Genomic DNA, 25,229 nt, shown 5'->3' with positions numbered 1-25,229 from the left:
ACCGGTCGACTGACGCAGACCAGAGACGAGGAATCTAGCCGTGAGCGATGTCCGTAACGTGATCATCATCGGCTCCGGGCCCGCAGGCTATACGTCGGCGCTGTACACCGCCCGCGCATCGCTGAAGCCCCTGGTGTTCGAGGGCGCCGTCACCGCCGGTGGCGCGCTGATGAACACCACCGAGGTGGAGAACTTCCCGGGCTTCCGTGACGGCATCATGGGCCCCGACCTCATGGACAACATGCGGGCACAGGCCGAGCGCTTTGGTGCCGAGCTGATCCCGGACGACATCGTCTCGGTCGACCTCACCGGGGAGATCAAGACCGTCACCGACACCGCGGGCACGGTCCACAAGGCCAAGGCCGTCATCGTCACCACCGGATCCCAGCACCGCAAGCTCGGGCTCCCGAACGAGGACGCGCTGTCCGGCCGCGGTGTCTCCTGGTGCGCCACCTGTGACGGGTTCTTCTTCAAGGACCAGGACATCGCCGTGATCGGCGGCGGCGACACCGCGATGGAGGAGGCCACCTTCCTCTCGCGCTTCGCCAAGTCCGTGACGATCGTCCACCGCCGGGACACGCTGCGCGCCTCCAAGGCGATGCAGGAGCGCGCCTTCGGCGACCCGAAAATCAAGTTCGTGTGGGACAGCGAGGTCGCCGAGATCCAGGGCGAGCAGAAGCTCTCCGGCCTGAAGCTGCGCAACCTCAAGACCGGCGAGCTGTCCGACCTGCCCGTGACGGGTCTGTTCATCGCGATCGGCCACGACCCGCGCACCGAGCTGTTCAAGGGCCAGCTGGACCTCGACGAGGAGGGCTACCTGAAGGTCGCCTCCCCCTCCACCCGCACCAATGTGACCGGTGTCTTCGCCGCCGGTGACGTGGTCGACCACACCTACCGTCAGGCGATCACCGCGGCCGGCACGGGCTGCTCCGCCGCCCTGGACGCCGAGCGCTACCTCGCCTCCCTCTCGGACGAGGACCAGGCCGAGCCCGAGAAGACCGCCACGGTCTGACGCTCCTCCCAGCTTCCTCCCCCTCCCCACCCCACGATCAAGTTAAGGAGCCCAGCGTGGCCGCCCTGAAGAACGTGACCGACGCCTCCTTCGACGAGGACGTCCTCAAGAACGACAAGCCCGTACTGGTGGACTTCTGGGCCGCCTGGTGCGGTCCGTGCCGCCAGATCGCCCCCTCGCTGGAGGCGATCGCGGCCGAGCACGGCGACAAGATCGAGATCGTCAAGCTCAACATCGACGAGAACCCGGCCACGGCCGCCAAGTACGGCGTCATGTCCATCCCGACCCTGAACGTCTACCAGGGCGGCGAGGTCGCCAAGACCATCGTCGGCGCCAAGCCCAAGGCCGCGATCGTGCGCGACCTCGAGGACTTCATCGCCGAGTGATGTTTCACGTGAAACATGAAGGGGCCGACCTCCACGGGTCGGCCCCTTCGCCTGTATCCGTCTGCTGATGTATCCGTCCGCGGAAGCGCCACCACACGGACGCTTCGGCTGCTGCTACAGCGGCCTCAGCGCCGGTTCCTTCTGGACCGCGCCCAGGAGCCGGTCGATCGCCATCTCGACGTCTTCCTTCCAGGAGAGCGTCGATCGCAACTCCAGTCGCAGCCGGGGATGCACGGGATGCTGCCGTACCGTCTTGAAGCCCACGGCCAGAAGATGGTCCGCCGGCAGCAGACAGGCGGGCTCCTTCCAGCGGGCGTCCCCGAATGCCTCTATGGCCTTGAAGCCCCGCCGCAGCAGATCCTTGGCCACCGTCTGCACCAGCACCCGGCCGAGCCCCTGTCCCTGGTAGCCGGGCTTGATGAAGGCCGTGATCAACTGGACGGCATCCGGAGAGACCGGGCTCGTGGGGAAGGCCGCCGAGCGCGGGACATAGGCGGGAGGGGCGTAGAGCACATAGCCCACTGGTGCGTCATCGACGTAGACCACACGGCCGCAGGAGCCCCAGTCGAGCAGGACGGCGGAGATCCAGGACTCCTTCTCCACGGCGGACGTGCCGCCTTTGACCGCCGCCTCACCACTGACGGGGTCGAGCTCCCAGAAGACACATGAGCGACAGCGCTGGGGAAGGTCCTGGAGGTTGTCCAGCGTGAGCGGCACCAGCCGACGCCCCATGAAGGCCCTTCCTCGCTTCCCTCACCGGCCGCCGCGGCGCGAGCGGCCGTTCGAGCACTGCGCTCCCTGAGCAATCGCATCGTATCCACCATGCGATTCGCTCGATACCGCCGCAAAGCAAAGAGCGGGCTGTGTTCCGGTACTCACCGGACACGCCCGCTCGTCGCATGATCCCAGGGGATCGAGACGCCCGGAGATCAGTCGTCCTGGTCCTCTTCGGCGCCCTCCTGAAGGTCACTCGGCAGGACCCGGCCCTCGCCCGGGGCGAGAGTGCCCAGGATCCGCTGGAGGTCGTCCATGGAGGCGAACTCCACGGTGATCTTGCCCTTCTTCTGCCCGAGGTCGACCTTCACCCGGGTCTCGAAGCGGTCCGACAGCCGGGTCGCCAGCTCGTTCAGCGCCGGGGAGAGCCGGGACCCGGCCCGAGGCCCCTTGGGTCGCTGCGCCTTCTGCGGCCGTGAGCCCATGAGGGTCACGATCTCCTCGACAGCCCGCACCGACAGCCCCTCGGCCACGATGCGATGGGCCAGCCGGTCCTGCTCCTCGGAGTCCGCCACGGACAGCAGCGCCCGTGCATGCCCGGCGGAGAGCACACCGGCGGCGACCCTCTTCTGTACCGTCGGCGAGAGCTTCAGCAGCCGCAGGGTGTTGGAGACCTGGGGGCGGGAGCGGCCGATCCGGTCGGCCAGCTGGTCATGCGTGCAGTTGAAGTCCTTCAGCAGCTGGTCGTAGGCGGCGGCCTCTTCCAGCGGGTTCAGCTGCGCGCGGTGCAGGTTCTCCAGCAGCGCGTCCAGGAGGAGCTTCTCGTCGTCCGTTGCCCGGACGATCGCCGGGATGGCCTCCAGACCGGCCTCGCGGCAGGCGCGCCAGCGGCGCTCGCCCATGATCAGCTCGTAGCGGCCGGGACCCAGCTGCCGTACGACGACCGGCTGAAGCAGACCGACCTCCTGGATGGAGGTGATCAGCTCGTGCAGGGCGTCCTCGTCGAAGACCTCGCGCGGCTGGCGCGGGTTCGGCGTGATCGCGTCCAGGGGGATCTCGGCGAAGTGGGCACCCAGCGGAGGGGCCGGCGTCTCCGCGACCGGGGCCGCCGAACGCTCCTCGGCTTCCGGGGAGGGCGACGGCAGCGTGGCCACCTTCGCCGCGGCCACTCCGCGCTCCGCCGTCAGGACCGGAGCTGCCGCGGGAGAGGCGGACGCACCGCCACCCAACGCGGCCGGCACCGGGTTCTTCTCGACCGGGGCAGGAGGGATCAACGCGCCCAGTCCTCGGCCCAACCCCCTCCGTCGCTCACTCACTGGATCCCCTCCACCATGCTCGGGTCGCTCTGGGCGCCGAGGTGAGCCTGGCTCGCGTCATAGCTGATGCCAACGCCCCTCAGCGCGATTTCTCGGGCCGCCTCAAGATACGAGAGGGCGCCGCTCGATCCAGGATCGTAGGTCAGCACCGTCTGCCCGTAGCTCGGCGCCTCGGAGATACGGACCGAGCGGGGAATGCTCGTCCGCAGCACCTCTTCGCCGAAGTGGCTGCGCACCTCTTCCGCGACCTGGGAGGCGAGACGCGTCCGGCCGTCGTACATGGTGAGCAGGATGGTCGATACATGCAGGGCGGGGTTGAGGTGCCCCCGCACCAGATCGACATTGCGCAGCAGTTGCCCCAGGCCCTCCAGCGCGTAGTACTCGCACTGGATCGGGATGAGGACCTCTTGGCCCGCGACCAGCGCATTGACCGTCAACAGGCCGAGCGAGGGCGGGCAGTCGATGAGGATGTAGTCCAACGGCTGCTCATACGCCTGGATCGCGCGGTCCAGGCGGCTTTCACGGGCCACCAGGGACACCAGCTCGATCTCCGCACCGGCCAGATCGATGGTGGCCGGGGCGCAGAAGAGTCCTTCGACGTCCGGTACAGGCTGGACGACCTCGGCGAGCGGCTTGCTCTCCACCAACACGTCATAGATCGACGGAACTTCGGCGTGATGGTCGATCCCCAGGGCCGTGGACGCATTGCCCTGCGGGTCCAGGTCGATCACCAGCACACGGGCACCATGCAGAGCCAGCGAGGCGGCAAGGTTGACGGTCGTCGTCGTCTTGCCCACGCCACCCTTCTGGTTGGCGACCACCATGACGCGGGTCTGCTCCGGTCGCGGCAGACCTTCGCCGGCACGGCCGAGAGCCTCCACGGCCAGTTGGGCCGCACGCCCGATGGGGGTGTCGTCCATCGGGGGCGGTGTTTCACGTGAAACATCCGCCCCCATCGACTCGGTTCGGGGACCGGGGACCGGATCGGTCATCGGTCCCGCGATGTTGGCGTCGGACCGCAAGGATTCACTCTCCTCGACTTCAGGCTCGCAATGAACAGAGCCTCCCATGCCTTCGGGGTCGTGAACCAGTGAGGCCGGGTCTTCTGTGGAGAAATCCACCTCTGTGGACAACTCCGTGCCCCCTGCGGGGGACGGAGCCGACCTGGCAGAAGAGCCCGAGCCTCCTCCGAGAGAACCGAGGGGCTTCCGGTCGCGGGGTTCGGCCGCGCGGCCGCGACTGATGATGCCGTGCAACAGTGAGCGACGTTTCACGTGAAACAACGATGCACAGCACCGGCGACCGGATCCTCGCGACACTCCGTCGTGCGTGGGCGGGCAGCTTGTGGGAGTACGGCCAGTCGGCTCAGCGGCGTCGGCGGACGCGACCCGCGCGCGCGGCCTTCGCCCGCTTGGCGGCGAAGCGCACACCGCCGGGGCTCTCCCCGACCTCGACCCGGACCACCGTCGAGAGCGGATCCACGATGCCCTCGCCAACATGGAGGATCGAGGTCTCCACCGCGCCGAGCTTGCTCAGCGCGGTGGCCGAGGCCTTCAGCTCTTCCTCGGCGGTGTCACCCTTGAGGGCCAGCATCTCACCGTACGGGCGCAGCAGCGGGATACCCCAGGTGGCCAGGCGGTCCAGCGGGGCCACGGCACGGGCGGTCACCACATGGACGGGCGCCAGCTTGCCCAGGACCTCCTCGGCGCGCCCCCGCACCACGGTGACATGGTCAAGACCGAGCAGCTCGACGACCTCGGTGAGGAAGTTGGTGCGCCGCAGCAGCGGCTCCAGCAGGGTGATGTTGAGGTCCTCGCGGACCAGGGCCAGCGGGATACCCGGCAGTCCCGCGCCGGAGCCCACATCGCAGACCGTCACTCCCTCGGGAACGGCCTCGGAGAGCACTGCGCAGTTCAGGATGTGCCGCTCCCACAGGCGGGGCACTTCCCGCGGGCCGATCAGACCACGCTGAACGCCCGCCTCCGCGAGCAGCTCCGCGTAGCGCACCGCATCGGCGAAGCGATCACCGAACACTTCGCGCGCCTGCTCGGGCGCGGGGGGAAGCTCCGCTGCCTCCGTCACGGGGACCGTCCTTCCGTACAGCGCCGGCGCTTCGCGCACCGGCCACCAGAACTACCAGGCTGACAAAGTTCGGCCCCGCCTGCTCAACAGACGGGGCCGGTGTAACAAGGGGGGCCGATCAGGCGGGCAGCACGACGACGAACCGCTGCGGCTCCTCGCCCTCGGACTCGCTGCGCAGCCCGGCGGCCTTGACCGCGTCGTGTACGACCTTGCGCTCGAAGGGGGTCATCGCCCGCAGCTTCACGGGCTCACCGGAGCTCTTCACATCGGCGGCGGCCTGGGCGCCCAGCTCGGACAGCTCGGCCCGCTTCTTGGCCCGGTACCCGGCGATGTCCAGCATCAGCCGGCTGCGGTCACCGGTCTCCCGGTGCACGGCCAGACGCGTCAGCTCCTGAAGCGCCTCCAGCACCTCGCCGTCACGGCCGACCAGCTTCTGCAGATCCCGGCCGCTGCTGTCGCTGATGATCGACACGGAGGCCCGATCAGCCTCGACATCCATGTCGATGTCGCCGTCGAGGTCGGCGATGTCCAGCAGACCCTCCAGGTAGTCCGCCGCGATCTCACCCTCCTGCTCCAGGCGGGAGAGGGTGTCTGCACCCTCGGCAGCGGCGGAGGTGGTGCCTTCCGTCACGGGCTGGGCTCCTTCTTACTTCTTGGACGGGGACTTGGGCCGCTGCGAACCGCCCTTGCGCTGGCCGCTCTGGGCCTTGCTGCGGGCGCCCGTGCCGGGCTTCGAGCCCTGCTGGGCAGCGGTGGGCTTGCTGTCCTGCGGCTGGTCGGTCTTCTCCGAGGAGCCGGACTGCTCGGAGGAGTCGGCCGTCTCTGAGGAGTCGGACTTCTCCAGGGAAGGAGAGTCGCCCGTCTGCTTGCTCCCGCCGGACTGACGCTGGGCCTTGCTCTGGCGCTTGGGCTGCTGGCGCCGCGGGGCGGTACCAGCGGTGGTGGCCGCACTGTCCTCGGTCTGCGCCTCGGTCTCGGTCGCCACGCTCTTCACCACGGTGCCGTCCGCCTGGGCGGCGAGGCCGGCCTTGTTCAGGGAGTTGATGAACTTGCGCTCGAACTCGTTGCGCTCGCGGCCCTTGGTGACGATCGCCTTGATGATCGCCTTCTCGCTGCGGCGGCCGACCTTGCCGTGGTGCGTGACGTGCTTGGTCAGGCGCTCCAGGTACGCGGCCTGGGCCTTGGAGCCCGGGGTCGGGTTGTTCCGGATGACGTACATCTGCTGGCCCATGGTCCACACGTTGGTGGTCAGCCAGTAGATGAGAACACCGACGGGGAAGCGGATACCGAAGAAGGCGAACATGATCGGGAAGACGTACATCAGCATCTTCTGCTGCTGCATGAACGGCGTCTTCACGGTGGTGTCGACGTTCTTCGTCATCAGCTGGCGCTGCGTGTAGAACTGCGACGCCGACATCAGGACGATCATGATCGCGGTGACGACGCGGACGTCGGTCAGCGAGGCCCCGAGCTTCTGCACCGTGTCGGCGCCGTCCAGGAACTTCGCGGCCAGCGGGGCCCCGAAGATGTGCGCCTGGCGGGCGCTGGCGAGCAGATCGGAGTTGATGTAGCCGATCTTGGTGCCCGAGGCGATGCCGTTGAGCACGTGGTACAGGGCGAAGAAGAAGGGCGACTGCGCCAGGATGGGAAGGCACGAGGAGAGCGGGTTGGTACCCGCGTCCTTGTACAGCTTCATCATCTCTTCGGACTGACGCTGCTTGTCGTTCTTGTAGCGCTCCTGGATCTTCTTCATCTCAGGCTGGAGCGTCTGCATCGCGCGCGTCGCCTTGATCTGCTTCACGAAGAGCGGGATCAGGCAGATACGGATCAGGATCACCAGGGACACGATGGACAGGCCCCAGGCCCACCCGGTGTCAGGTCCGAAGATCGCCCCGTACACCGTATGGAACTGGACGATGACCCAGGAGACGGGCCAGGTGATGAAACTGAAGAGGCTGGCAATCGTGTCCACTAATCATGCTCCTTGGGCATGGGACGAGGTCTCTGCGGCCGGGCCCGGAGGAAGTTCGGGGACTGGGTCCCCGGGCTTCGCTTCGGTGGCCGGTTCGGCGGCGGAGGGCCCGCCCCGGCGTGCGCGCCAGGCGTCACGCAGCATTTCGTGCCACCGCGGACGCTTGCGCGGCGGAACATGGTCCACACCGCCCAGCGACCACGGATTGCACCGGAGGATGCGCCAGGCGGTGAGTGCCGTGCCCTTGATCGCACCATGCCGGTCGATGGCCGTGTAGCCGTAATGGGAGCACGACGGGTAGTACTTGCACACCGGCCCGAGCAATGGACTGATCGTCCACTGGTACAGCTTGATCAGAGCCAGTAGCGGGTACTTCATCGCGTGCCCCCTCCCAGTAGCCGCCGTAGGGCGGCATCCAGGTCTTGGGCCAGCTGTGCATGGTCGGCGTCGCCCGCCCCGGGCAGCGCTCGTACCACTACCAGGCTACCGGGGGGAAAAAGTGCGACTCGGTCACGCATCAGATGACGCAGTCTGCGCTTCACTTTGTTGCGCACGACCGCGCCACCCACGGCCTTGCTCACGACGAAACCCGCACGCGTCGGAGGAGCGCTCTCCCCAGGCGCGTGCGGGTCCGTGGCACCGCTACGAAGGTGGACGACGAGGCTCGGGCGACCAGCCCGGCGACCTCGTCGTACAGCGGTCGCGAAGTCCTCGCGCCGCCTCAGCCGGTTCTCGGTGGGCAGCACGATGTCATGACCTGACCGGGATCAGGCGGACAGACGGGCGCGACCCTTGCTACGGCGGGACGCGAGAATCGCGCGGCCGGCACGGGTACGCATACGCAGCCGGAAGCCGTGGGTCTTCGCGCGACGACGGTTGTTCGGCTGGAAGGTGCGCTTGCTCACTCGGGGGCTCCAGAAAGAATCGGTAGTGGCGGGGTGCCGTCCTGGCTGTCACCGTGCGCCCACGAGTAGCTCGCGTCACGCCCGATTGCACCGCTTCCCGATCACCTGACGCGATCTGTGCCCATCGGAGGCAGGCGGCAGCAGCCATCGACAACTCGACCTGGTTACGGTACGCGGGGCTACGCCATCCGGTCAAACCGAGTGCCGCTGGGAGACACTGTCCACAGGCTGGGGACAACAACTTGAACCCTACCGGCCGCGCTGACTACCGTGGCTGGACTCCGATTCGTTCTTTTGTCCCCCGCCCCGGCGGGTTTGCCCCGCCGACCAACCGAAATTCATCCCGTGAGAGAGCGTGCCCTGTGGCTGACGTACCTGCCGATCTTGCCGCAGTGTGGCCACGCGTACTGGAGCAGCTCCTCGGGGAGGGCCGCGGTCAGGGTGTCGAGGTCAAGGACGAACACTGGATCCGCCGCTGCCAGCCGCTCGCGCTGGTCGCGGACACCGCTCTGCTCGCCGTGCCGAACGAATTCGCGAAGAACGTGCTGGAGGGCCGTCTCGCACCGATCGTCAGCGAGACGCTGAGCCGCGAGTGCGGCCGCCCCATCCGCATCGCGATCACCGTCGACGACTCCGCGGGCGAGCCCCCGGCCTCGAGCGCGCCGCAGCCGGCTCCCTCGCGCTACGAGGAGCCCGAGCTGCCCTCCGGTCCGTCGTACGAGGGCTACGGCCGCCACCGCGCGGACCAGCACCCGGGCGGCGAACCGGCCTCGCGCGGCGACCAGTTGCCCACCGTGCGCCCGGCCTACCCCGCCGAGTACCAGCGTCCGGAGCCCGGCGCCTGGCCGCGCGGCGGACAGGACGACTACGGCTGGCAGCAGCAGCGGCTCGGCTTCCCCGAGCGCGACCCGTACGCCTCGCCGTCCTCCCACCCGCGCCCCCAGGACCCCTACGGGCCGCCGGTCCACGACTACCGCCAGCAGGGCATGGACCGGCCGTCGTACGAGCAGCAGCGCGGTGAGTACGACGGCCCGCGCGAGCGCGCCGACCGCGGGGAACGGGGCGAGCACGGGGAGTACGAGCCGTCGCGCCCTGACTACGACAAGCCGCGCTCCGAGTACGAGCGCCCCGACTACGGCCGCTCCGACTACGAGACCTCGCGCACCGAGTACGACCAGCGCGACCCGGTCCGCCGTGAGCTGCCCGAGCAGCCGATGGGCGGCGGCCCCGCGCACCGCGGCGGCACCGGCCGGCCGGACGGCTCCCCGGCGGGCACGTCCGGGCCGTCGGCCGCCAAACCCGGGCCCCCGAGCGGTCCCGGTGAACCGACGGCGCGGCTGAACCCGAAGTACCTCTTCGACACGTTCGTCATCGGCGCGTCCAACCGGTTCGCGCACGCGGCCGCGGTGGCGGTCGCGGAGGCGCCGGCGAAGGCGTACAACCCCCTGTTCATCTACGGGGAGTCGGGTCTCGGCAAGACCCATCTGCTGCATGCCATCGGGCACTACGCGCGCAGTCTCTACCCGGGCACGCGGGTGCGGTACGTCAGCTCGGAGGAGTTCACCAACGAGTTCATCAACTCGATCCGCGACGGCAAGGGCGACAGCTTCCGCAAGCGGTACCGCGAGATGGACATCCTGCTCGTCGACGACATCCAGTTCCTCGCGGACAAGGAGTCGACGCAGGAGGAGTTCTTCCACACCTTCAACACGCTCCACAACGCCAACAAGCAGATCGTGCTCTCCAGCGACCGGCCGCCCAAGCAGCTGGTCACGCTGGAGGACCGGCTGCGCAACCGCTTCGAGTGGGGCCTGATCACCGACGTGCAGCCGCCCGAGCTGGAGACGCGGATCGCGATCCTGCGCAAGAAGGCGGTCCAGGAGCAGCTCAACGCGCCGCCGGAGGTCCTGGAGTTCATCGCGTCGCGGATCTCGCGGAACATCCGCGAGCTGGAGGGCGCGCTGATCCGGGTGACGGCGTTCGCCTCGCTCAACCGGCAGCCGGTGGACCTGGGGCTCACCGAGATCGTGCTCAAGGACCTGATCCCGGGCGGCGAGGACTCCGCGCCGGAGATCACGGCCACGGCGATCATGGCGGCGACCGCGGACTACTTCGGGCTGACCGTCGAGGACCTGTGCGGGACGTCCCGGGGGCGGGCGCTGGTCACCGCCCGGCAGATCGCCATGTACCTGTGCCGGGAGCTGACGGATCTGTCGCTGCCGAAGATCGGCGCGCAGTTCGGCGGGCGGGACCACACGACGGTCATGCACGCCGACCGCAAGATCCGGGCGTTGATGGCGGAGCGGCGGTCGATCTACAACCAGGTGACGGAGCTGACGAACCGGATCAAGAACGGGTAGTCGGCCGCTGGGCCCGGCCGGCCGGATGTCGGCCGCTGAGGGCGTCTTCGGGACCTAGGGTCCCGGGGGCGCCCTTTCGCGTGCGCGGGCTTTTTCGTACGTGCGGGCCGTACGTGCGGGCTTCCGAAGGGGCGCGGGGTGTGGCCTGGGGCGGGCGGCCGGTCGGGACGCTCCCTGCCCCCGGTCGGGACGTACCCGGCACCGCTCGGGACGCTCCCCGGCGCCACCCGGAGCCTCCTCGGAAGGCCTGCCCCGGTGCCCCCGTGCCCACCCCTGCCGCCTCGACGGCCCGGCGCCGCCCACCGCCGGGGCGATCTGATGGCGCGGCCGCCCGCGGTGGGGACGGCCCGTTCCCACCGCGGCCGTCCCCGGCTGTTCGATTTCCGGCTGGGTTACGGGTGCCCTCCACAGATTTGGGGACTTTCTTCCTTCCACATGGTGGGGATGGTGAAGTTGTCCCGAGGCGTGTCCACAGGGAACGCCGGGAGATCGCGTCGATGCAGCTCAGGTGGCTGTGGAATCGTGGATGACGGTGATCCACAGGCTGTGGACAACGAGAGGATCCACAGGGTGTGCATGAAGTTGTCCACCGACAACTCACAGGCTGAGGGCGGTTGTCCCCAGTGTGACGCGGCTTCTCCACATGGCTGTCCACTGTTCGGCAACGCGGCGCACCCTCTCACCGCGTCGAGTGAAAGGCGTCACACAAAGGTGCCGGGTTGGGGTGTGGGAAACCTGGGTAATCCTGGGGACACAGCTGGGGAGAACTGCCCTCGTCCTGTGGGCGAGGTGTGCAGAACTTTCTGTTCTCCACAGACACCCCGGGTTGTCCACCGGCTCCACCCACAGGACCGGTGGACAAAAAACGTGCGCTGAGCTGGGCAAACGTGGTTATCCACGGTATCCACAGGCCCTACTACTACTCCCAACTAGAGAGAGCTCGGCAATCGCTTTGAAGCGGGGGCTGTGCACAACTCGCCGTCTCGAGCCCGACTGCCGCTCGGACCGACTTGACCCCGACGGGCACCTACTGTCAGTGCGGTGCGTCAGACTGGTCCCCGGTGTCCTTCCCTTCGCAATGGGCGGTGACACCGAGTCGGAGGACTCAGAAGCAACAGCAGGAGGCGGCTTACGGTGAAGATCCGGGTGGAACGCGACGTACTGGCGGAGGCAGTGGCCTGGGCGGCACGCAGCCTGCCTGCCCGTCCGCCGGCGCCTGTGCTCGCCGGCCTGCTGCTGAAGGCCGAGGACGGCCAGCTGAGCCTGTCGAGCTTCGACTACGAGGTGTCCGCCCGGGTGAGCGTCGACGCCGAGGTCGACGAGGAGGGCACCGTCCTGGTCTCCGGCCGGCTGCTCGCCGACATCTCGCGTGCGCTGCCCAACCGGCCGGTGGAGATTTCCACAGACGGTGTACGGGCGACCGTGGTCTGTGGATCGTCCCGGTTCACGCTGCACACCCTCCCCGTGGAGGAGTACCCGGCGCTGCCACAGATGCCGAACGCGACCGGCACCGTGCCCGGCGAGGTCTTCGCCGCCGCCGTGTCCCAGGTGGCCATCGCCGCGGGCCGCGACGACACGCTGCCCGTGCTCACCGGCGTGCGCATCGAGATCGAGGGCGACACGGTCACGCTGGCGTCCACCGACCGCTACCGGTTCGCGGTCCGCGAGTTCCTGTGGAAGCCGGAGAACCCGGAGGCGTCCGCGGTCGCCCTGGTGCCCGCCAAGACGCTGCTGGACACCGCGAAGTCGCTCGGGGCCGGGGACAGCGTGACGCTGGCCCTGTCCGGCTCCGGCGCGGGCGAGGGCCTCATCGGTTTCGAGGGCGCGGGCCGGCGTACGACCACCCGGCTCCTCGAAGGCGACCTGCCCAAGTACCGGACGCTCTTCCCGACGGAGTTCAACTCGGTCGCGGTGATCGAGACGGCGCCGTTCGTGGAGGCCGTCAAGCGTGTCGCGCTGGTGGCCGAGCGGAACACCCCGGTGCGGCTGAGCTTCGAGCAGGGTGTGCTGATCCTGGAGGCCGGTTCCAGCGACGACGCACAGGCTGTGGAGCGCGTCGACGCGCAGCTGGAGGGCGACGACATCTCGATCGCCTTCAACCCCACGTTCCTGCTGGACGGTCTCAGCGCGATCGACTCGCCGGTGGCGCAGCTGTCGTTCACGACGTCCACGAAGCCCGCGCTGCTCAGCGGCAAGCCGGCGCTGGACGCGGAGGCCGACGAGGCCTACAAGTACCTGATCATGCCGGTGCGGCTCAGCGGCTGACCGCGGCCGACCGTCGTCCACAGGTGTGCACGGTGCCGGGCGTCCGCGAGGACGTCCGGCACCGCCGCCGGACGGCGTCGGATGAGCGCCGAAGCCCACAACTGTGCGTGAGCGGGGCCGTCTAGGCTCGGGGCGGCACTCTCGTGCCCCAGACGCCAGCAGCGACCCTAAGGAACACAACTGATGGAGCTCGGTCTCGTCGGCCTCGGCAAAATGGGTGGCAACATGCGCGAGCGGATCCGCCGCGCCGGCCACACCGTCGTCGGATACGACCGCAACCCCGAGGTCGCGGATGTCCACAGCCTGGAAGAGCTTGTGGGCAAACTCAGCGCTCCGCGCGTGGTGTGGGTGATGGTCCCGGCCGGCGAGCCCACCCAGTCGACCGTCGATCAGCTCGCCGAGCTGCTGGAGCCGGGCGACGTGGTCGTGGACGGCGGCAACTCCCGCTGGACGGACGACGAGAAGCACGCCGGGGAGCTGGCCGCCAAGGGCATAGGCTTCGTGGACTGCGGCGTCTCCGGCGGCGTCTGGGGCCTGGAGAACGGGTACGCGCTGATGTACGGCGGCGACGCCGAGCACGTCGCCCGGGTGCAGCCGGTCTTCGACGCGCTCAAGCCGGAGGGCGACTTCGGCTCGGTGCACGCCGGCAAGGCCGGCGCGGGCCATTTCGCGAAGATGGTCCACAACGGCATCGAGTACGCCATGATGCAGGCCTACGCCGAGGGCTGGGAGCTGCTGGAGAAGGCCGACTCCGTCACGGACGTCCGTGAGGTCTTCCGCTCCTGGCAGGAGGGCACCGTCATCCGCTCCTGGCTGCTCGACCTCGCGGTGAACGCCCTGGACGAGGACGAGCACCTGGACGGCCTGCGCGGTTACGCACAGGACTCCGGTGAGGGACGCTGGACCGTGGAGGCCGCGATCGACAACGCGGTGCCGCTGCCGGCGATCACCGCGTCGCTGTTCGCGCGGTTCGCCTCCCGCCAGGAGGACTCGCCGCAGATGAAGATGATCGCCGCGCTGCGCAACCAGTTCGGCGGTCACGCCGTGGAGAAGAAGTAGCCCAGCGGGTCGCCCGGCGATCCACAGCCCGTTCGTCGCGCGGAAGGAGGTCGGCGCACAGACCATGCACGTCACGCATCTCTCGCTGGCCGACTTCCGCTCGTACGCGCGGGCCGAGGTCCCGCTCGACCGGGGCGTCACGGCCTTCGTCGGGCCCAACGGCCAGGGCAAGACCAACCTGGTCGAGGCGGTCGGCTACCTGGCGACCCTCGGCAGCCACCGCGTAGCCTCCGACGCGCCGCTGGTGCGCATGGGCGCCGAGCGCGCCGTCATCAGGGCTCAGGTCCGCCAGGGCGACCGCCAGCAGCTGATCGAGCTGGAGCTGAACCCCGGCCGTGCCAACCGCGCCCGCGTCAACCGGTCCTCGCAGGGCCGGCCCCGCGACGTGCTGGGCATCGTACGGACCGTGCTGTTCGCGCCCGAGGACCTCGCCCTGGTGAAGGGGGACCCGGGGGAGCGGCGCAGGTTCCTGGACGAGCTGATCACCGCGCGGTCCCCGCGGATGGCCGGAGTGCGCTCCGACTACGAGCGGGTGCTCAAGCAGCGCAACACGCTCCTGAAGACCGCGGCGCTCGCACGCAGGCACGGCGGCAGGAACATGGACCTGTCCACCCTCGACGTGTGGGACCAGCACCTCGCGCGCGCCGGAGCCGAGCTGCTGGCCCAGCGGCTCGACCTGATCGCCGCGCTGCGGCCGCTGGCCGACAAGGCATACGAGCAGCTGGCTCCCGGCGGCGGCCCGCTCGCGCTGGACTACAAGCCGTCCGCGCCCGGCGAGGCCCACACCCGCGACGACCTGTACGCGCAGCTGCTCGCCGCCCTGGCCGAGACGCGCAAGCAGGAGATCGAGCGGGGCGTCACCCTCGTCGGCCCCCACCGGGACGACCTGGTCCTGAGACTCGGCCAGTTGCCGGCCAAGGGCTACGCCTCGCACGGCGAGTCCTGGTCGTACGCCCTCGCCCTGCGCCTCGCCTCGTACGAGCTGCTGCGCGCCGAGGGCAACGAGCCCGTCCTCGTCCTGGACGACGTCTTCGCCGAGCTGGACACCCGCCGCCGCGAGCGGCTGGCCGAGCTGGTGGCGCCCGGCGAGCAGGTGCTGGTCACCGCCGCCGTGGACGACGACGTCCCGCACGTGCTGGCCGGGGCGCGGTACTCCGTCTCGGGCGGGACGGTGGAACGCGTATGAGCGGCGAGCGGGACGGCCGCGCCGAGAAGGGCGCCGAGCCCTCCGGGGTGGACCTCGCGCGTGTGGCGTTGCGCGCGGCGAAGGAGCAGGCCCGCGCGCGCGGCGACGCGGCCCGGCAGAAGAAGCAGGCCCGGCGGGGCGGCGGCCTGCGGTCCGGGGCGCGGGCCGACGGCCGCGACCCGATGGCGCTCGGCTCGGCGATCAACCGGCTGATCACCGAGCGCGGCTGGGAGACCCCGGCCGCCGTGGGCGGGGTGATGGGCCGCTGGCCGCAGATCGTCGGCGAGGACCTGGCCAAGCACTGCGTGCCGCAGCGCTACGACGAGGACGAGCGGGTGCTCGTGGTGGCCTGCGACTCCACGGCCTGGGCGACCCAGCTGCGGCTGCTGGCGCCGGAGCTGGTGCGGCGGCTCAACGAGGATCTCGGCCATGGCACGGTCCGGCTGATCAAGGTGCACGGCCCCGGCGGCCCGGCCCGCCGCTACGGCCCGCTGCGGGCCCCGGGAAGCACGGGTCCGGGCGACACCTACGGGTGACGTACCTCACGCCGCGGCGTCTCCCCACACCCCTCTGGCCTGCGGGTTCGCCCTGCGCACGGCCCGGTGCGCGGGGGTGCGGGACGCGCACTGACCCCGGAGTAGCCAAGGGTTGACGGCTCGAAGCTCTGAGTGCCGCTGTGAGGCTCTTGGAGCCCCCTTCCGCATATCGGTACCCGGCCGAGACCGGTTCAGGGCGGCACATGGGGACTCAGGTACCGGCAAACCCCCATCGATGTCAGCGCTACCGGTAGACTGGAAGCCAATCCCGCCCCAACGTGGGGACCGCCCGGGAAAAGCTGAGCAACGCTGATCAAGGCTTACCAACGCAACATGCCGCAGCCGCTCCGGCGACCTTCCCCCAGAGGGGATGCCCCAGGAGCCCGGCTCGTGCTGTGCCAGTGCCAGAAAGGGCGCTTCGTGGCCGATTCCGGCAACCCCAACGAGAACATCCCGTCCACCGACGCAGGCGTGAACGCCGAGGCCAGCGCCTCGACGGCCTCGTACGACGCCAGCGCCATCACCGTGCTCGAAGGGCTGGACGCGGTCCGCAAGCGGCCCGGCATGTACATCGGCTCCACGGGCGAGCGCGGACTGCACCACCTGGTGTACGAGGTCGTCGACAACTCGGTCGACGAGGCGCTGGCGGGTTACGCGACCCTCATCGACGTGACGATCCTCGCCGACGGCGGCGTGCGCGTCGTCGACAACGGCCGCGGCATCCCGGTCGGCATCGTGCCGTCCGAGGGCAAGCCGGCCCTGGAGGTCGTGCTGACCGTGCTGCACGCGGGCGGCAAGTTCGGCGGCGGCGGCTACGCCGTCTCCGGCGGTCTGCACGGTGTCGGCGTGTCCGTCGTGAACGCCCTGTCCGGCAAGGTCTCCGTCGAGGTCAAGACCGACGGGTACCGGTGGACGCAGGACTACAAGATGGGCGTGCCCACCGCCCCGCTGGCCCAGCACGAGGCCACCGAGGAGACCGGTACGTCGGTCACCTTCTGGGCCGACCCGGAGATCTTCGAGACCACCGAGTACTCCTTCGAGACGCTGTCCCGGCGCTTCCAGGAGATGGCCTTCCTCAACAAGGGCCTGAACATCAGGCTCACCGACGAGCGCGAGTCGGCGAAGGCCACCAGCGGCGCGGACGAGGCGGGCGCGGACGAGAAGGCCGAGGTCAAGTCGGTCACGTACCACTACGAGGGCGGCATCGTCGACTTCGTGAAGTACCTCAACTCCCGCAAGGGGGAGGCGGTGCACCCCACCATCATCGACCTGGAGGCGGAGGACAAGGACAAGAGCCTGTCCCTCGAGGTCGCGATGCAGTGGAACAGCGGCTACAGCGAGGGCGTGTACTCGTTCGCCAACATCATCCACACGCATGAGGGCGGCACCCACGAGGAGGGCTTCCGCGCCGCGCTGACGTCGCTGATCAACAAGTACGCGCGCGACAAGAAGCTGCTCCGGGAGAAGGACGACAACCTCACCGGTGACGACATCCGCGAGGGTCTGACCGCGATCATCTCGGTCAAGCTGAGCGAGCCGCAGTTCGAGGGCCAGACCAAGACCAAGCTGGGCAACACGGAGGCCAAGACCTTCGTGCAGAAGGCGGTCTACGAGCACCTGAACGACTGGCTGGACCGCAACCCGAACGAGGCCGCGGACATCATCCGCAAGGGCATCCAGGCGGCCACCGCGCGTGTCGCGGCCCGCAAGGCCCGAGACCTCACCCGCCGCAAGGGCCTGCTGGAGTCGGCGTCCCTGCCGGGCAAGCTGTCCGACTGCCAGTCGAACGACCCCACCAAGTGCGAGATCTTCATCGTCGAGGGTGACTCCGCCGGCGGCTCGGCCAAGTCCGGCCGCAACCCGCAGTACCAGGCGATCCTCCCGATCCGCGGCAAGATCCTCAACGTGGAGAAGGCCAGGATCGACAAGATCCTGCAGAACCAGGAGATCCAGGCGCTCATCTCCGCCTTCGGCACGGGTGTGCACGAGGACTTCGACATCGAGAAGCTCCGCTATCACAAGATCATCCTGATGGCGGACGCCGACGTCGACGGCCAGCACATCAGCACCCTGCTGCTGACCTTCCTGTTCCGCTTCATGCGTCCGCTGGTCGAGGCCGGGCACGTGTACCTCTCCCGCCCGCCGCTCTTCAAGATCAAGTGGGGCCGGGACGACACCGAGTACGCCTACTCGGACCGCGAGCGCGACGCGCTGCTCGAGATGGGGCGCCAGCGCGGCAAGCGGGTCCGTGAGGACTCGATCCAGCGCTTCAAGGGTCTCGGCGAGATGAACGCCGAGGAACTGCGCGTGACCACGATGGACCAGGAGCACCGTGTGCTCGGCCAGGTCACCCTGGACGACGCCGCCCAGGCCGACGACCTGTTCTCGGTGCTGATGGGCGAGGACGTCGAGGCGCGCCGCCAGTTCATCCAGCGCAACGCCAAGGACGTCCGCTTCCTCGACATCTGAGTCGGTCTCAGCTGACCGCACAGGGAAGGATCTTCACCAGCAATGGCCGACGAGAACACTCCAGTCACCCCCGAAGAGGGCGGCGAACTCGCCATGCGCGTCGAGCCCGTCGGGCTCGAGACCGAGATGCAGCGCTCGTACCTGGACTACGCGATGTCCGTCATCGTGTCCCGTGCGCTGCCCGACGTCCGGGACGGCCTCAAGCCCGTCCACCGGCGCGTGCTGTACGCGATGTACGACGGCGGCTACCGCCCCGAGCGCGGCTTCTACAAGTGCGCCCGTGTCGTCGGTGACGTCATGGGCAACTACCACCCGCACGGCGACTCCTCCATCTACGACGCCCTGGTGCGCCTCGCCCAGCCGTGGTCGATGCGGATGCCGCTGGTGGACTCCAACGGCAACTTCGGCTCCCCGGGCAACGACCCGGCCGCGGCGATGCGCTACACCGAGTGCAAGCTGGCGCAGCTGTCGATGGAGATGGTCCGCGACATCGACGAGGAGACCGTCGACTTCACGGACAACTACGACGGCCGCTCCCAGGAGCCGACCGTCCTGCCGTCCCGCTTCCCGAACCTGCTGATCAACGGCTCGGCCGGGATCGCGGTCGGCATGGCGACCAACATCCCGCCGCACAACCTGCGCGAGGTCGCGGCCGGCGCCCAGTGGTACCTGGAGAACCCCGAGGCCTCGCACGAGGAGCTGCTCGACGCGCTCATGGAGCGCATCAAGGGCCCCGACTTCCCGACCGGCGCCCTGGTGGTGGGCCGCAAGGGCATCGAGGAGGCGTACCGCACCGGGCGCGGCTCGATCACGATGCGCGCGGTGGTCGAGGTCGAGGAGATCCAGGGCCGGCAGTGCCTGGTGGTGACCGAGCTGCCGTACCAGGTGAACCCGGACAACCTGGCGCAGAAGATCGCCGACCTGGTGAAGGACGGCAAGATCGGCGGCATCGCGGACGTCCGCGACGAGACGTCCTCGCGCACCGGCCAGCGTCTGGTGATCGTCCTGAAGCGGGACGCGGTCGCCAAGGTCGTGCTGAACAACCTGTACAAGCACACCGACCTCCAGACGAACTTCGGCGCCAACATGCTGGCGCTGGTCGACGGCGTGCCGCGCACGCTGTCCCTGGACGCGTTCATCCGGCACTGGGTGACGCACCAGATCGAGGTCATCGTCCGGCGTACCCGCTTCCGGCTGCGCAAGGCCGAGGAGCGCGCGCACATCCTGCGCGGTCTGCTGAAGGCGCTGGACGCCATCGACGAGGTCATCGCGCTGATCCGGCGCAGCGAGACCGTCGACGTCGCGCGCACCGGCCTGATGGGCCTCCTGGAGATCGACGAGATCCAGGCCAACGCGATCCTGGAGATGCAGCTGCGGCGTCTGGCGGCCCTGGAGCGCCAGAAGATCGTCCAGGAGCACGACGAGCTCCAGGCGAAGATCAACGAGTACAACCAGATCCTGGCCTCCCCGGTGCGCCAGCGCGGCATCGTCAGCGAGGAGCTGGCCGCGATCGTCGAGAAGTACGGCGACGACCGCAAGACCAAGCTGATCCCGTACGAGGGCGACATGTCCATCGAGGACCTGATCGCCGAGGAGGACATCGTCGTCACCGTCTCGCGCGGCGGTTACGTCAAGCGGACCAAGACGGACGACTACCGGGCGCAGAAGCGCGGCGGCAAGGGCGTGCGGGGCACGAAGCTGAAGGAAGACGACATCGTCGACCACTTCTTCGTCTCCACCACGCACCACTGGCTGCTGTTCTTCACCAACAAGGGCCGGGTGTACCGGGCCAAGGCGTACGAGCTGCCCGAGGCGGGCCGGGAGGCGCGCGGCCAGCACGTGGCGAACCTGCTCGCCTTCCAGCCGGACGAGGCGATCGCGGAGATCCTCGCCATCCGGGACTACGAGGCGGCGCCGTACCTGGTGCTGGCCACGAAGTCCGGCCTGGTCAAGAAGACGCCTCTGAAGGATTACGATTCGCCCCGCTCCGGCGGTGTGATCGCGATCAATCTGCGCGAGCGCGAGGACGGCGGCGACGACGAGCTGATCGGCGCCGAGCTGGTCTCGGCCGACGACGACCTGCTGCTGATCAGCAAGAAGGCGCAGTCGATCCGGTTCACCGCCACGGACGAGTCCCTTCGCCCGATGGGCCGCGCCACCTCCGGCGTCAAGGGAATGAGTTTCCGCGAGGGCGACGAGCTGCTCTCGATGAATGTGGTGCGACCCGGTACGTTCGTGTTCACTGCCACCGACGGCGGGTACGCGAAGCGGACCCTCGTCGACGAGTACCGCGTCCAGGGCCGCGGCGGCCTCGGTATCAAGGCCGCCAAGATCGTGGAGGACCGCGGTTCGCTCGTCGGAGCGCTGGTCGTGGAGGAGACCGACGAGATCCTCGCGATCACCTTGTCCGGTGGTGTGATTCGCACGCGAGTCAACGAGGTCAGGGAGACGGGCCGTGACACCATGGGCGTCCAACTGATCAACCTGGGCAAGCGCGATGCCGTCGTGGGTATCGCACGTAACGCCGAGGCGGGGCGCGAGGCGGAGGAGGTCGACGGCGAGGACGCCGACGACATCACCGCCGAGGAGGCCCAGGCCACCGGCACGGACGAGGGTGAGGCGCCCTCGGCCGAGTAGGCACGAGGAGTGAGTCATCGTGAGCGGAGCCACGGGCGCCGGATCGGCCGGTACCTCCACGGGTACGGAGACGGACGGCGGCGGCCGTGGCTCCGCCGCGGGTGCGGGGACGGCCACCGACCCGCATACGACCGACCTGAAGCCGGTACGGGCGTCCGCGGCGGACGCCTCCGGCACGTCTGCACCCCAGGGGGGAACTGTGACGGACACCCGAGACCCGGCCGCGGCCGACGAGGCGCAGTCGTCGTCTCCGCTCCCCGGGGAGCGGCGCCCCGAGCAGCCCGGCGGCCCGTACCACCCGCCGCAGGCCTACCCTGCGCAGCAGGCGGCCGGCGGGGTACGGCGCCCCCGCACCGGGGTGCGCACCGCGCCGCGCACCCGTAAGGCGCGGCTGCGGGTGGCCAAGGCCGACCCGTGGTCGGTGATGAAGGTCAGCTTCCTGCTCTCCATCGCGCTCGGCATCTGCACGATCGTCGCCTCGGCGGTGCTGTGGATGGTCATGGACGCGATGGGCGTGTTCTCCACGGTCGGCGGGACGATCTCGGAGGCGACCGGCTCGAACGAGGCGAACGGCTTCGACCTCCAGTCCTTCCTCTCGCTCCCGCACGTCCTGATGTTCGCGACGGTCATCGCGGCCATCGACGTCGTCCTGGCCACCGCGCTGGCCACGCTCGCCGCCTTCATCTACAACCTCTCCGCGGGTTTCGTCGGCGGTGTCGAACTGACCCTCGCCGAGGACGAGTGACCCTCCCCGGCGACCGATTTTGGGACTGACGTGGTCGTGCGCTAATCTTCAGGAGTCAGCGCGCGGGACACACACCGCAGAGCGCGGCGGGGCTATAGCTCAGTTGGTTAGAGCGCATCCCTGATAAGGATGAGGCCACAGGTTCAAATCCTGTTAGCCCCACCAGCGAAAAGACCCCCAGTCGATACCGGCTGGGGGTCTTTGACATCCATGGCTGACATCAGCCGATGAGCGGGTCTTCCAGAAGTTCCGCGAGGAGCGCGACCGCTTCCCGCTCGTCGTCGCCCACCACGTGGGTGTAGACGTCCATGGTCATGCTGATCTGGCTGTGCCGCAGGATGGCTTGGGCGACCTTGGGGTGCACCTTCAGGAAGGCGAGCAGGGTGCCGCAGGTGTGCCGGGCAAGCCGGACCGTGATGCGGCGGACGCCGGCGCGCTTCACGAGGCGGTCGAAGGTCCGCGAGAAGCCCACCGGGTCGATCATGCCGCCGTGCTCCGAGGAGAAGATCAGGTCATGGTCAGGCTCCTGCGACCAGTGCTCACCGGCGATCTTCCGTTCCAGCTCTTGCAGCTCCCGCCGCTCCTCCAAGGCGCGGGCGCAGAACTCGGGAAGAGGCAGCACCGCCTGTGAGGACTCGGTCTTGAGGTCCTTGAGGACCAGGCCGACTCCCTTGACGCGCTGCACCTGCTTGACCGGGGTGAAGTGGCGAGCCTCGAAGTCGATGTCCTGCCAGCGCAGGCCCAGCACCTCACTGCGGCGGAGCCCCAGCACGAGGACCAGGACACAGGCCGCGTAGAGGCGGTGGGCGCGGGACGCCCGCAGGAAGGCGACAGCCTCACGCGCGCTCCACGCCTTGCCCTTGTCCTTGCTCACCTTGGGCATGTCCACCAGGAGGGCGACGTTCCGCGTCAGGATCTCCTCACGGATGGCCCGGTTGAGGGCGTTGCGCAGCACCCGCAGCACCTCGAATCGGGTGGCGGCCCCGACCTCCTCACGCTTCAGCGTGGCCATGAACGCACGGACCTGCGCCGGCGTGAGCTTGGTCAACGGCTTCTTGGCCAGGTGCGGCAGCAGGTACAGCCTGATCTTGGACTCGTACTTGACGTAGGTGTTGTGCTCCCGTTCCGGCTTGACGATGTGCTCCAGCCAGTAGGCCAGCCACTCACCGAGCGTCCAGGCCCGCGAGGGCACCGGGATGCCGTTCCGCTCCTGCTCCTGGAGCTTGCCGAGCTTCTCGTTGGCTTCGTCCCAGGTCGAGCCGTAGACGTATTTTCGGATGCGGTTGCCGTCCGTGTCGGTGACGTACGCGGCGCCCTGATAGCGAGCGTCCTTGCGCTTGGCGATGGTGCCCCCACCGTTGGGGCGACGCTTGGCCATCAGGCGGCCTCACTGATCTGCCCCGTGATGAAGGCGCGCACCGCATCGGCGGGGATGCGGCGGCAGCCGTCGACCTTGATGGATACCAGCCGGCGCGTGCGGATCAGGTCATAGACCTTGGTCCGGCCGACGTTGAGCCGTTCCATGACCTCGGGCACGGTCAGCAGTTCGGGCGTGGCGGTGGTCACTCGGTGACTCCTTCCAAGACGAGCAGGGTGGGTAGTTCCTCGCGGGCGATCTCGCGGTTGTGCTGGATGTCGCGGCGGATGTTGGCGGCGAGCCAGGATTCGCCGGGGGTGTGGCCGTGGCCGGCGTAGACCCAGTGAGCGAGGGTGAGGGTGGTTGCTTCCTCGTCATCGGGGTCGGGCAGGCCGAGGGCTTCGCGTTGCTGGGCGGCGCGGTAGTCGGCGCGGGTCTGGCGCAGGGCGCCGAGGGTGGTGGAGTAGCGGCGGGACTTGGTGGAGAAGTGGCCGCGGAAGCCGAGCATGTGGGCCCAGTCGCGGAGCTTGCGGTCCGGGTAGAGCGCGTGCAGGTCAAGGCAGGCGGAGATGAGCCGGGCCGGGTGGTCGGGGACGCCGAGCAGGGCCAGGGCCTCCTTGTTGCCGATGCGCCGGTCGACGGTGCCGGTGGTCTCGGCTGCCTTGGTCGCGTACTTGGCGACGTAGGACGCCACGGCCTGTTCGGTGATCTCCTGACCATCGCCGAAGGCGCGGATCGGCCGGACGTCGAGCTGGTCACCCCAGCGCAGCGTGCGCGCGGGTTCGTCACCGGACGGGGGCACGTCGACGGCGACGCGGGTGGCAGCGGCCCGGATGGCGTCGGTGAGCAGGTCGAGGGTGGCCCAGGCCGGCGGCGGGGTGTCGGGTCCGTCGGGGCCGTCAAAGCGGATCACGGCGTGGAAGTGCACGGCCCCGCGCTTTTGGTACTCGGCGACCTTGCCGAAGGAGACGCGGGAGGCTTCGCGAGCGGCCTTCTGAGTGAGGCCGGCGCGCTTGGCGATCTCACGGCGCAGGTAGATCGTGAAGTAGCGCCACAGGTCGGAGGCGTGGTTGTTCCACAGCACGGCGCCCGCGTAGTCGTAGGTGTCCGGGTCGAGCGGGGTGCCCAGCTCGGGGGCGTCCTCGGGGTGGTGGGTGCCGCAGCGGCAGGGCCGGTTGCCGGGCCGGTTGTGGACCGGGCCGAACGACGGGGCGGTGAGGGTGGCGAACACGCGCGGGTGGTCGCGGATCGTGTCGGGGGTGCCTTTGACGGGGTCGCCGACGAGGCCGGCGCGGATGAGGTGGTAGGTGTCCCCGGCGTAGGTCCAGGCGCAGGAGGGGCAGCGGGAGGCCCGCCGGTTGCCGCAGGCGACGCGGAGGACGCCGCCGGGTTCGGTGTTGGTGGAGTAGGAGTGCAGGACGTGCCCGGTGGCGCAGTCGCGGGTGACGGTGGTGCCCTGGAGGCGGATCGGGTCGGTGCAGCCGCCGGTGCGGCGGATCTGGTCCTGGATGCGGTCGAAGCCGGTGGACCCGGCCAGCCTCAGCAGGTCGTTGAGGGTGGCCGGGTCCAGGCCCGCCATGGTGGCGGTGTCGGTCACGCGAAGACCTCCTGGCGGGCGGTCAGGAAGGCGTGGCCGATGAAGCGGGTGTAGGCGGGCGGGATGGCCTCGGTCAGTTCTTCGCGGACATCGGTCCAGGTGATGCCCATGGCGTGCTGCATCTCCGGCGCGACGTAGGGTCCGTCGCGGCGGACGCCGTGGCGGTGTCCGCGTACGTAGCCGCGGTGGCGGGGGTGGGCGGGCTGTGCGGTGGCCCAGCGGCCGAGTTCGAAGTTGCGATGACGCAGCACACCGAGCCCGAACATCTCCCCGCACAAGGCCAGGTCCTTGCGGATCCGGGCCCGGCCGTTGGGCTGCTCGATCACGTACGGCAGTCCGGTCGCGTCGAGGAGTTCGCGGGTGGCGGCGACGAGATCGGTGTGGGTGCCACCCCAGCCCTGGGAGGCGTTGGTGCCCACGGTGAGGGCGCAACCGGCCTGGCAGGGCGGGGAGGCGTGCGCGAGGGTGTAGCGCTCGATGTCGCCCGTGGTGATCAGGTGGGCGAGGTATTCGAGGGCGTCACCCTGGTGATAGGCGAAGGGGTAGCGGGGACGGTCGGCGATGTCGCAGCCGTCGACCTGGAAGCCGGCGAAGTGGTAGCCCATGGCGGCGCCACCGGAGCAGGAGAACA

At 69.2% G+C, this 25,229-nt stretch carries 23 protein-coding genes and 1 tRNA gene; 11 read left to right on the top strand and 13 right to left on the bottom strand.

What is annotated here, in order from left to right; translation table 11 throughout:
• Positions 1-40: 40 nt before the first annotated feature.
• Positions 41-1,012, top strand: a complete 972-nt coding sequence (gene trxB, locus VT52_RS30450) for a thioredoxin-disulfide reductase (protein ID WP_046418817.1) — start codon at positions 41-43, stop codon at positions 1,010-1,012.
• A 56-nt stretch (positions 1,013-1,068) separates the two neighbouring features.
• Positions 1,069-1,398 carry a thioredoxin gene (gene trxA / locus VT52_RS30445; RefSeq protein ID WP_037650402.1) on the top strand — a complete coding sequence of 110 codons (330 nt, stop codon included), beginning with the start codon at positions 1,069-1,071 and terminating at the stop codon, positions 1,396-1,398.
• A gap of 114 nt (positions 1,399-1,512) precedes the next feature.
• Here trxA and VT52_RS30440 read toward each other — a convergent pair whose 3' ends face one another.
• From VT52_RS30440 to rpmH, 9 genes are all read right to left on the bottom strand, one after another.
• On the bottom strand, positions 1,513-2,130 hold the full coding sequence (locus VT52_RS30440) for a GNAT family N-acetyltransferase (protein ID WP_046418818.1): 618 nt from the start codon (positions 2,128-2,130) through the stop codon (positions 1,513-1,515).
• A gap of 197 nt (positions 2,131-2,327) precedes the next feature.
• The gene (locus tag VT52_RS30435; RefSeq protein ID WP_046418820.1) at positions 2,328-3,428 is read right to left on the bottom strand and encodes a ParB/RepB/Spo0J family partition protein; all 1,101 of its coding nucleotides are present in this window, start codon (positions 3,426-3,428) and stop codon (positions 2,328-2,330) included.
• Positions 3,425-4,498 carry a ParA family protein gene (locus VT52_RS30430; protein ID WP_079175379.1) on the bottom strand — a complete coding sequence of 358 codons (1,074 nt, stop codon included), beginning with the start codon at positions 4,496-4,498 and terminating at the stop codon, positions 3,425-3,427. Before VT52_RS30430 ends, VT52_RS30435 begins: the two co-directional genes overlap by 4 nt.
• Before the next feature lie 295 nt (positions 4,499-4,793).
• Complete coding sequence (rsmG, locus tag VT52_RS30425) at positions 4,794-5,510, bottom strand: 16S rRNA (guanine(527)-N(7))-methyltransferase RsmG (protein WP_046418825.1); 717 nt, start codon at positions 5,508-5,510, stop codon at positions 4,794-4,796.
• Positions 5,511-5,628: 118 nt separating this feature from the next.
• A complete protein-coding gene (locus VT52_RS30420) occupies positions 5,629-6,141 on the bottom strand; it encodes a Jag family protein (protein WP_046418827.1) in 513 nt (170 codons plus the stop codon).
• Positions 6,142-6,156: 15 nt separating this feature from the next.
• The gene (gene yidC / locus VT52_RS30415) at positions 6,157-7,482 is read right to left on the bottom strand and encodes a membrane protein insertase YidC (protein WP_046418830.1); all 1,326 of its coding nucleotides are present in this window, start codon (positions 7,480-7,482) and stop codon (positions 6,157-6,159) included.
• Positions 7,483-7,485: 3 nt separating this feature from the next.
• The gene (yidD, locus tag VT52_RS36285) at positions 7,486-7,860 is read right to left on the bottom strand and encodes a membrane protein insertion efficiency factor YidD (protein WP_079175377.1); all 375 of its coding nucleotides are present in this window, start codon (positions 7,858-7,860) and stop codon (positions 7,486-7,488) included.
• Positions 7,857-8,228, bottom strand: coding sequence for a ribonuclease P protein component (gene rnpA, locus VT52_RS36280; RefSeq protein WP_079175376.1), 372 nt, complete (start codon positions 8,226-8,228; stop codon positions 7,857-7,859). The genes yidD and rnpA overlap by 4 nt, the downstream gene beginning before the upstream one ends.
• Positions 8,229-8,249: 21 nt before the next feature.
• Entirely contained in the window at positions 8,250-8,387 is a 138-nt protein-coding gene (rpmH, locus tag VT52_RS36275; protein WP_003956500.1) for a 50S ribosomal protein L34, read from the bottom strand.
• A gap of 362 nt (positions 8,388-8,749) precedes the next feature.
• Here rpmH and dnaA point away from each other — a divergent pair, with 362 nt between their 5' ends.
• The 9 genes from dnaA (at position 8,750) to VT52_RS30365 (ending at position 21,809) form a co-directional block, all read left to right on the top strand.
• Entirely contained in the window at positions 8,750-10,747 is a 1,998-nt protein-coding gene (gene dnaA, locus VT52_RS30405) for a chromosomal replication initiator protein DnaA (RefSeq protein ID WP_079175375.1), read from the top strand.
• A 1,134-nt stretch (positions 10,748-11,881) separates the two neighbouring features.
• Positions 11,882-13,012 (top strand): DNA polymerase III subunit beta, encoded by a 1,131-nt coding sequence (dnaN, locus tag VT52_RS30400; RefSeq protein ID WP_046418836.1) that lies wholly within the window; start codon positions 11,882-11,884, stop codon positions 13,010-13,012.
• Positions 13,013-13,195: 183 nt separating this feature from the next.
• Positions 13,196-14,071 carry a phosphogluconate dehydrogenase (NAD(+)-dependent, decarboxylating) gene (gnd, locus tag VT52_RS30395; protein ID WP_046418837.1) on the top strand — a complete coding sequence of 292 codons (876 nt, stop codon included), beginning with the start codon at positions 13,196-13,198 and terminating at the stop codon, positions 14,069-14,071.
• Positions 14,072-14,135: 64 nt separating this feature from the next.
• Positions 14,136-15,257, top strand: a complete 1,122-nt coding sequence (gene recF / locus VT52_RS30390; protein ID WP_046418839.1) for a DNA replication/repair protein RecF — start codon at positions 14,136-14,138, stop codon at positions 15,255-15,257.
• Positions 15,254-15,793 carry a DciA family protein gene (locus VT52_RS30385; protein WP_046418842.1) on the top strand — a complete coding sequence of 180 codons (540 nt, stop codon included), beginning with the start codon at positions 15,254-15,256 and terminating at the stop codon, positions 15,791-15,793. Before recF ends, VT52_RS30385 begins: the two co-directional genes overlap by 4 nt.
• Before the next feature lie 420 nt (positions 15,794-16,213).
• Positions 16,214-18,262: a DNA topoisomerase (ATP-hydrolyzing) subunit B gene (gene gyrB, locus VT52_RS30380; RefSeq protein WP_046418896.1), complete on the top strand. Its 2,049-nt coding sequence runs from the start codon at positions 16,214-16,216 to the stop codon at positions 18,260-18,262.
• A 42-nt stretch (positions 18,263-18,304) separates the two neighbouring features.
• Positions 18,305-20,899 carry a DNA gyrase subunit A gene (gene gyrA / locus VT52_RS30375; protein WP_046418845.1) on the top strand — a complete coding sequence of 865 codons (2,595 nt, stop codon included), beginning with the start codon at positions 18,305-18,307 and terminating at the stop codon, positions 20,897-20,899.
• Between the two features lie 19 nt (positions 20,900-20,918).
• Positions 20,919-21,644: a DUF3566 domain-containing protein gene (locus VT52_RS30370; RefSeq protein WP_046418847.1), complete on the top strand. Its 726-nt coding sequence runs from the start codon at positions 20,919-20,921 to the stop codon at positions 21,642-21,644.
• 88 nt (positions 21,645-21,732) lie between these two features.
• Positions 21,733-21,809: transfer RNA gene (locus VT52_RS30365), tRNA-Ile, on the top strand.
• 55 nt (positions 21,810-21,864) lie between these two features.
• Here VT52_RS30365 and VT52_RS30360 read toward each other — a convergent pair.
• Genes VT52_RS30360 through VT52_RS30345 form a run of 4 tightly spaced genes read right to left on the bottom strand, consistent with a single transcriptional unit; the run spans position 21,865 to position 25,203 of the window.
• The gene (locus VT52_RS30360) at positions 21,865-23,022 is read right to left on the bottom strand and encodes a tyrosine-type recombinase/integrase (protein ID WP_046418849.1); all 1,158 of its coding nucleotides are present in this window, start codon (positions 23,020-23,022) and stop codon (positions 21,865-21,867) included.
• On the bottom strand, positions 23,022-23,210 hold the full coding sequence (locus VT52_RS30355) for a helix-turn-helix domain-containing protein (protein ID WP_046418851.1): 189 nt from the start codon (positions 23,208-23,210) through the stop codon (positions 23,022-23,024). The genes VT52_RS30360 and VT52_RS30355 overlap by 1 nt, the downstream gene beginning before the upstream one ends.
• Entirely contained in the window at positions 23,207-24,598 is a 1,392-nt protein-coding gene (gene repSA / locus VT52_RS30350; RefSeq protein WP_046418854.1) for a replication initiator protein RepSA, read from the bottom strand. Before repSA ends, VT52_RS30355 begins: the two co-directional genes overlap by 4 nt.
• A complete protein-coding gene (locus VT52_RS30345) occupies positions 24,595-25,203 on the bottom strand; it encodes a DNA methylase (RefSeq protein WP_206306645.1) in 609 nt (202 codons plus the stop codon). The genes repSA and VT52_RS30345 overlap by 4 nt, the downstream gene beginning before the upstream one ends.
• Positions 25,204-25,229 lie beyond the last annotated feature (26 nt).

The sequence above is a fragment of the Streptomyces malaysiense genome, assembly GCF_000980885.2.
Classification (GTDB): Bacteria; Actinomycetota; Actinomycetes; order Streptomycetales; family Streptomycetaceae; genus Streptomyces; species Streptomyces malaysiense.
This window is presented reverse-complemented; position numbering and strand designations above follow the sequence as displayed.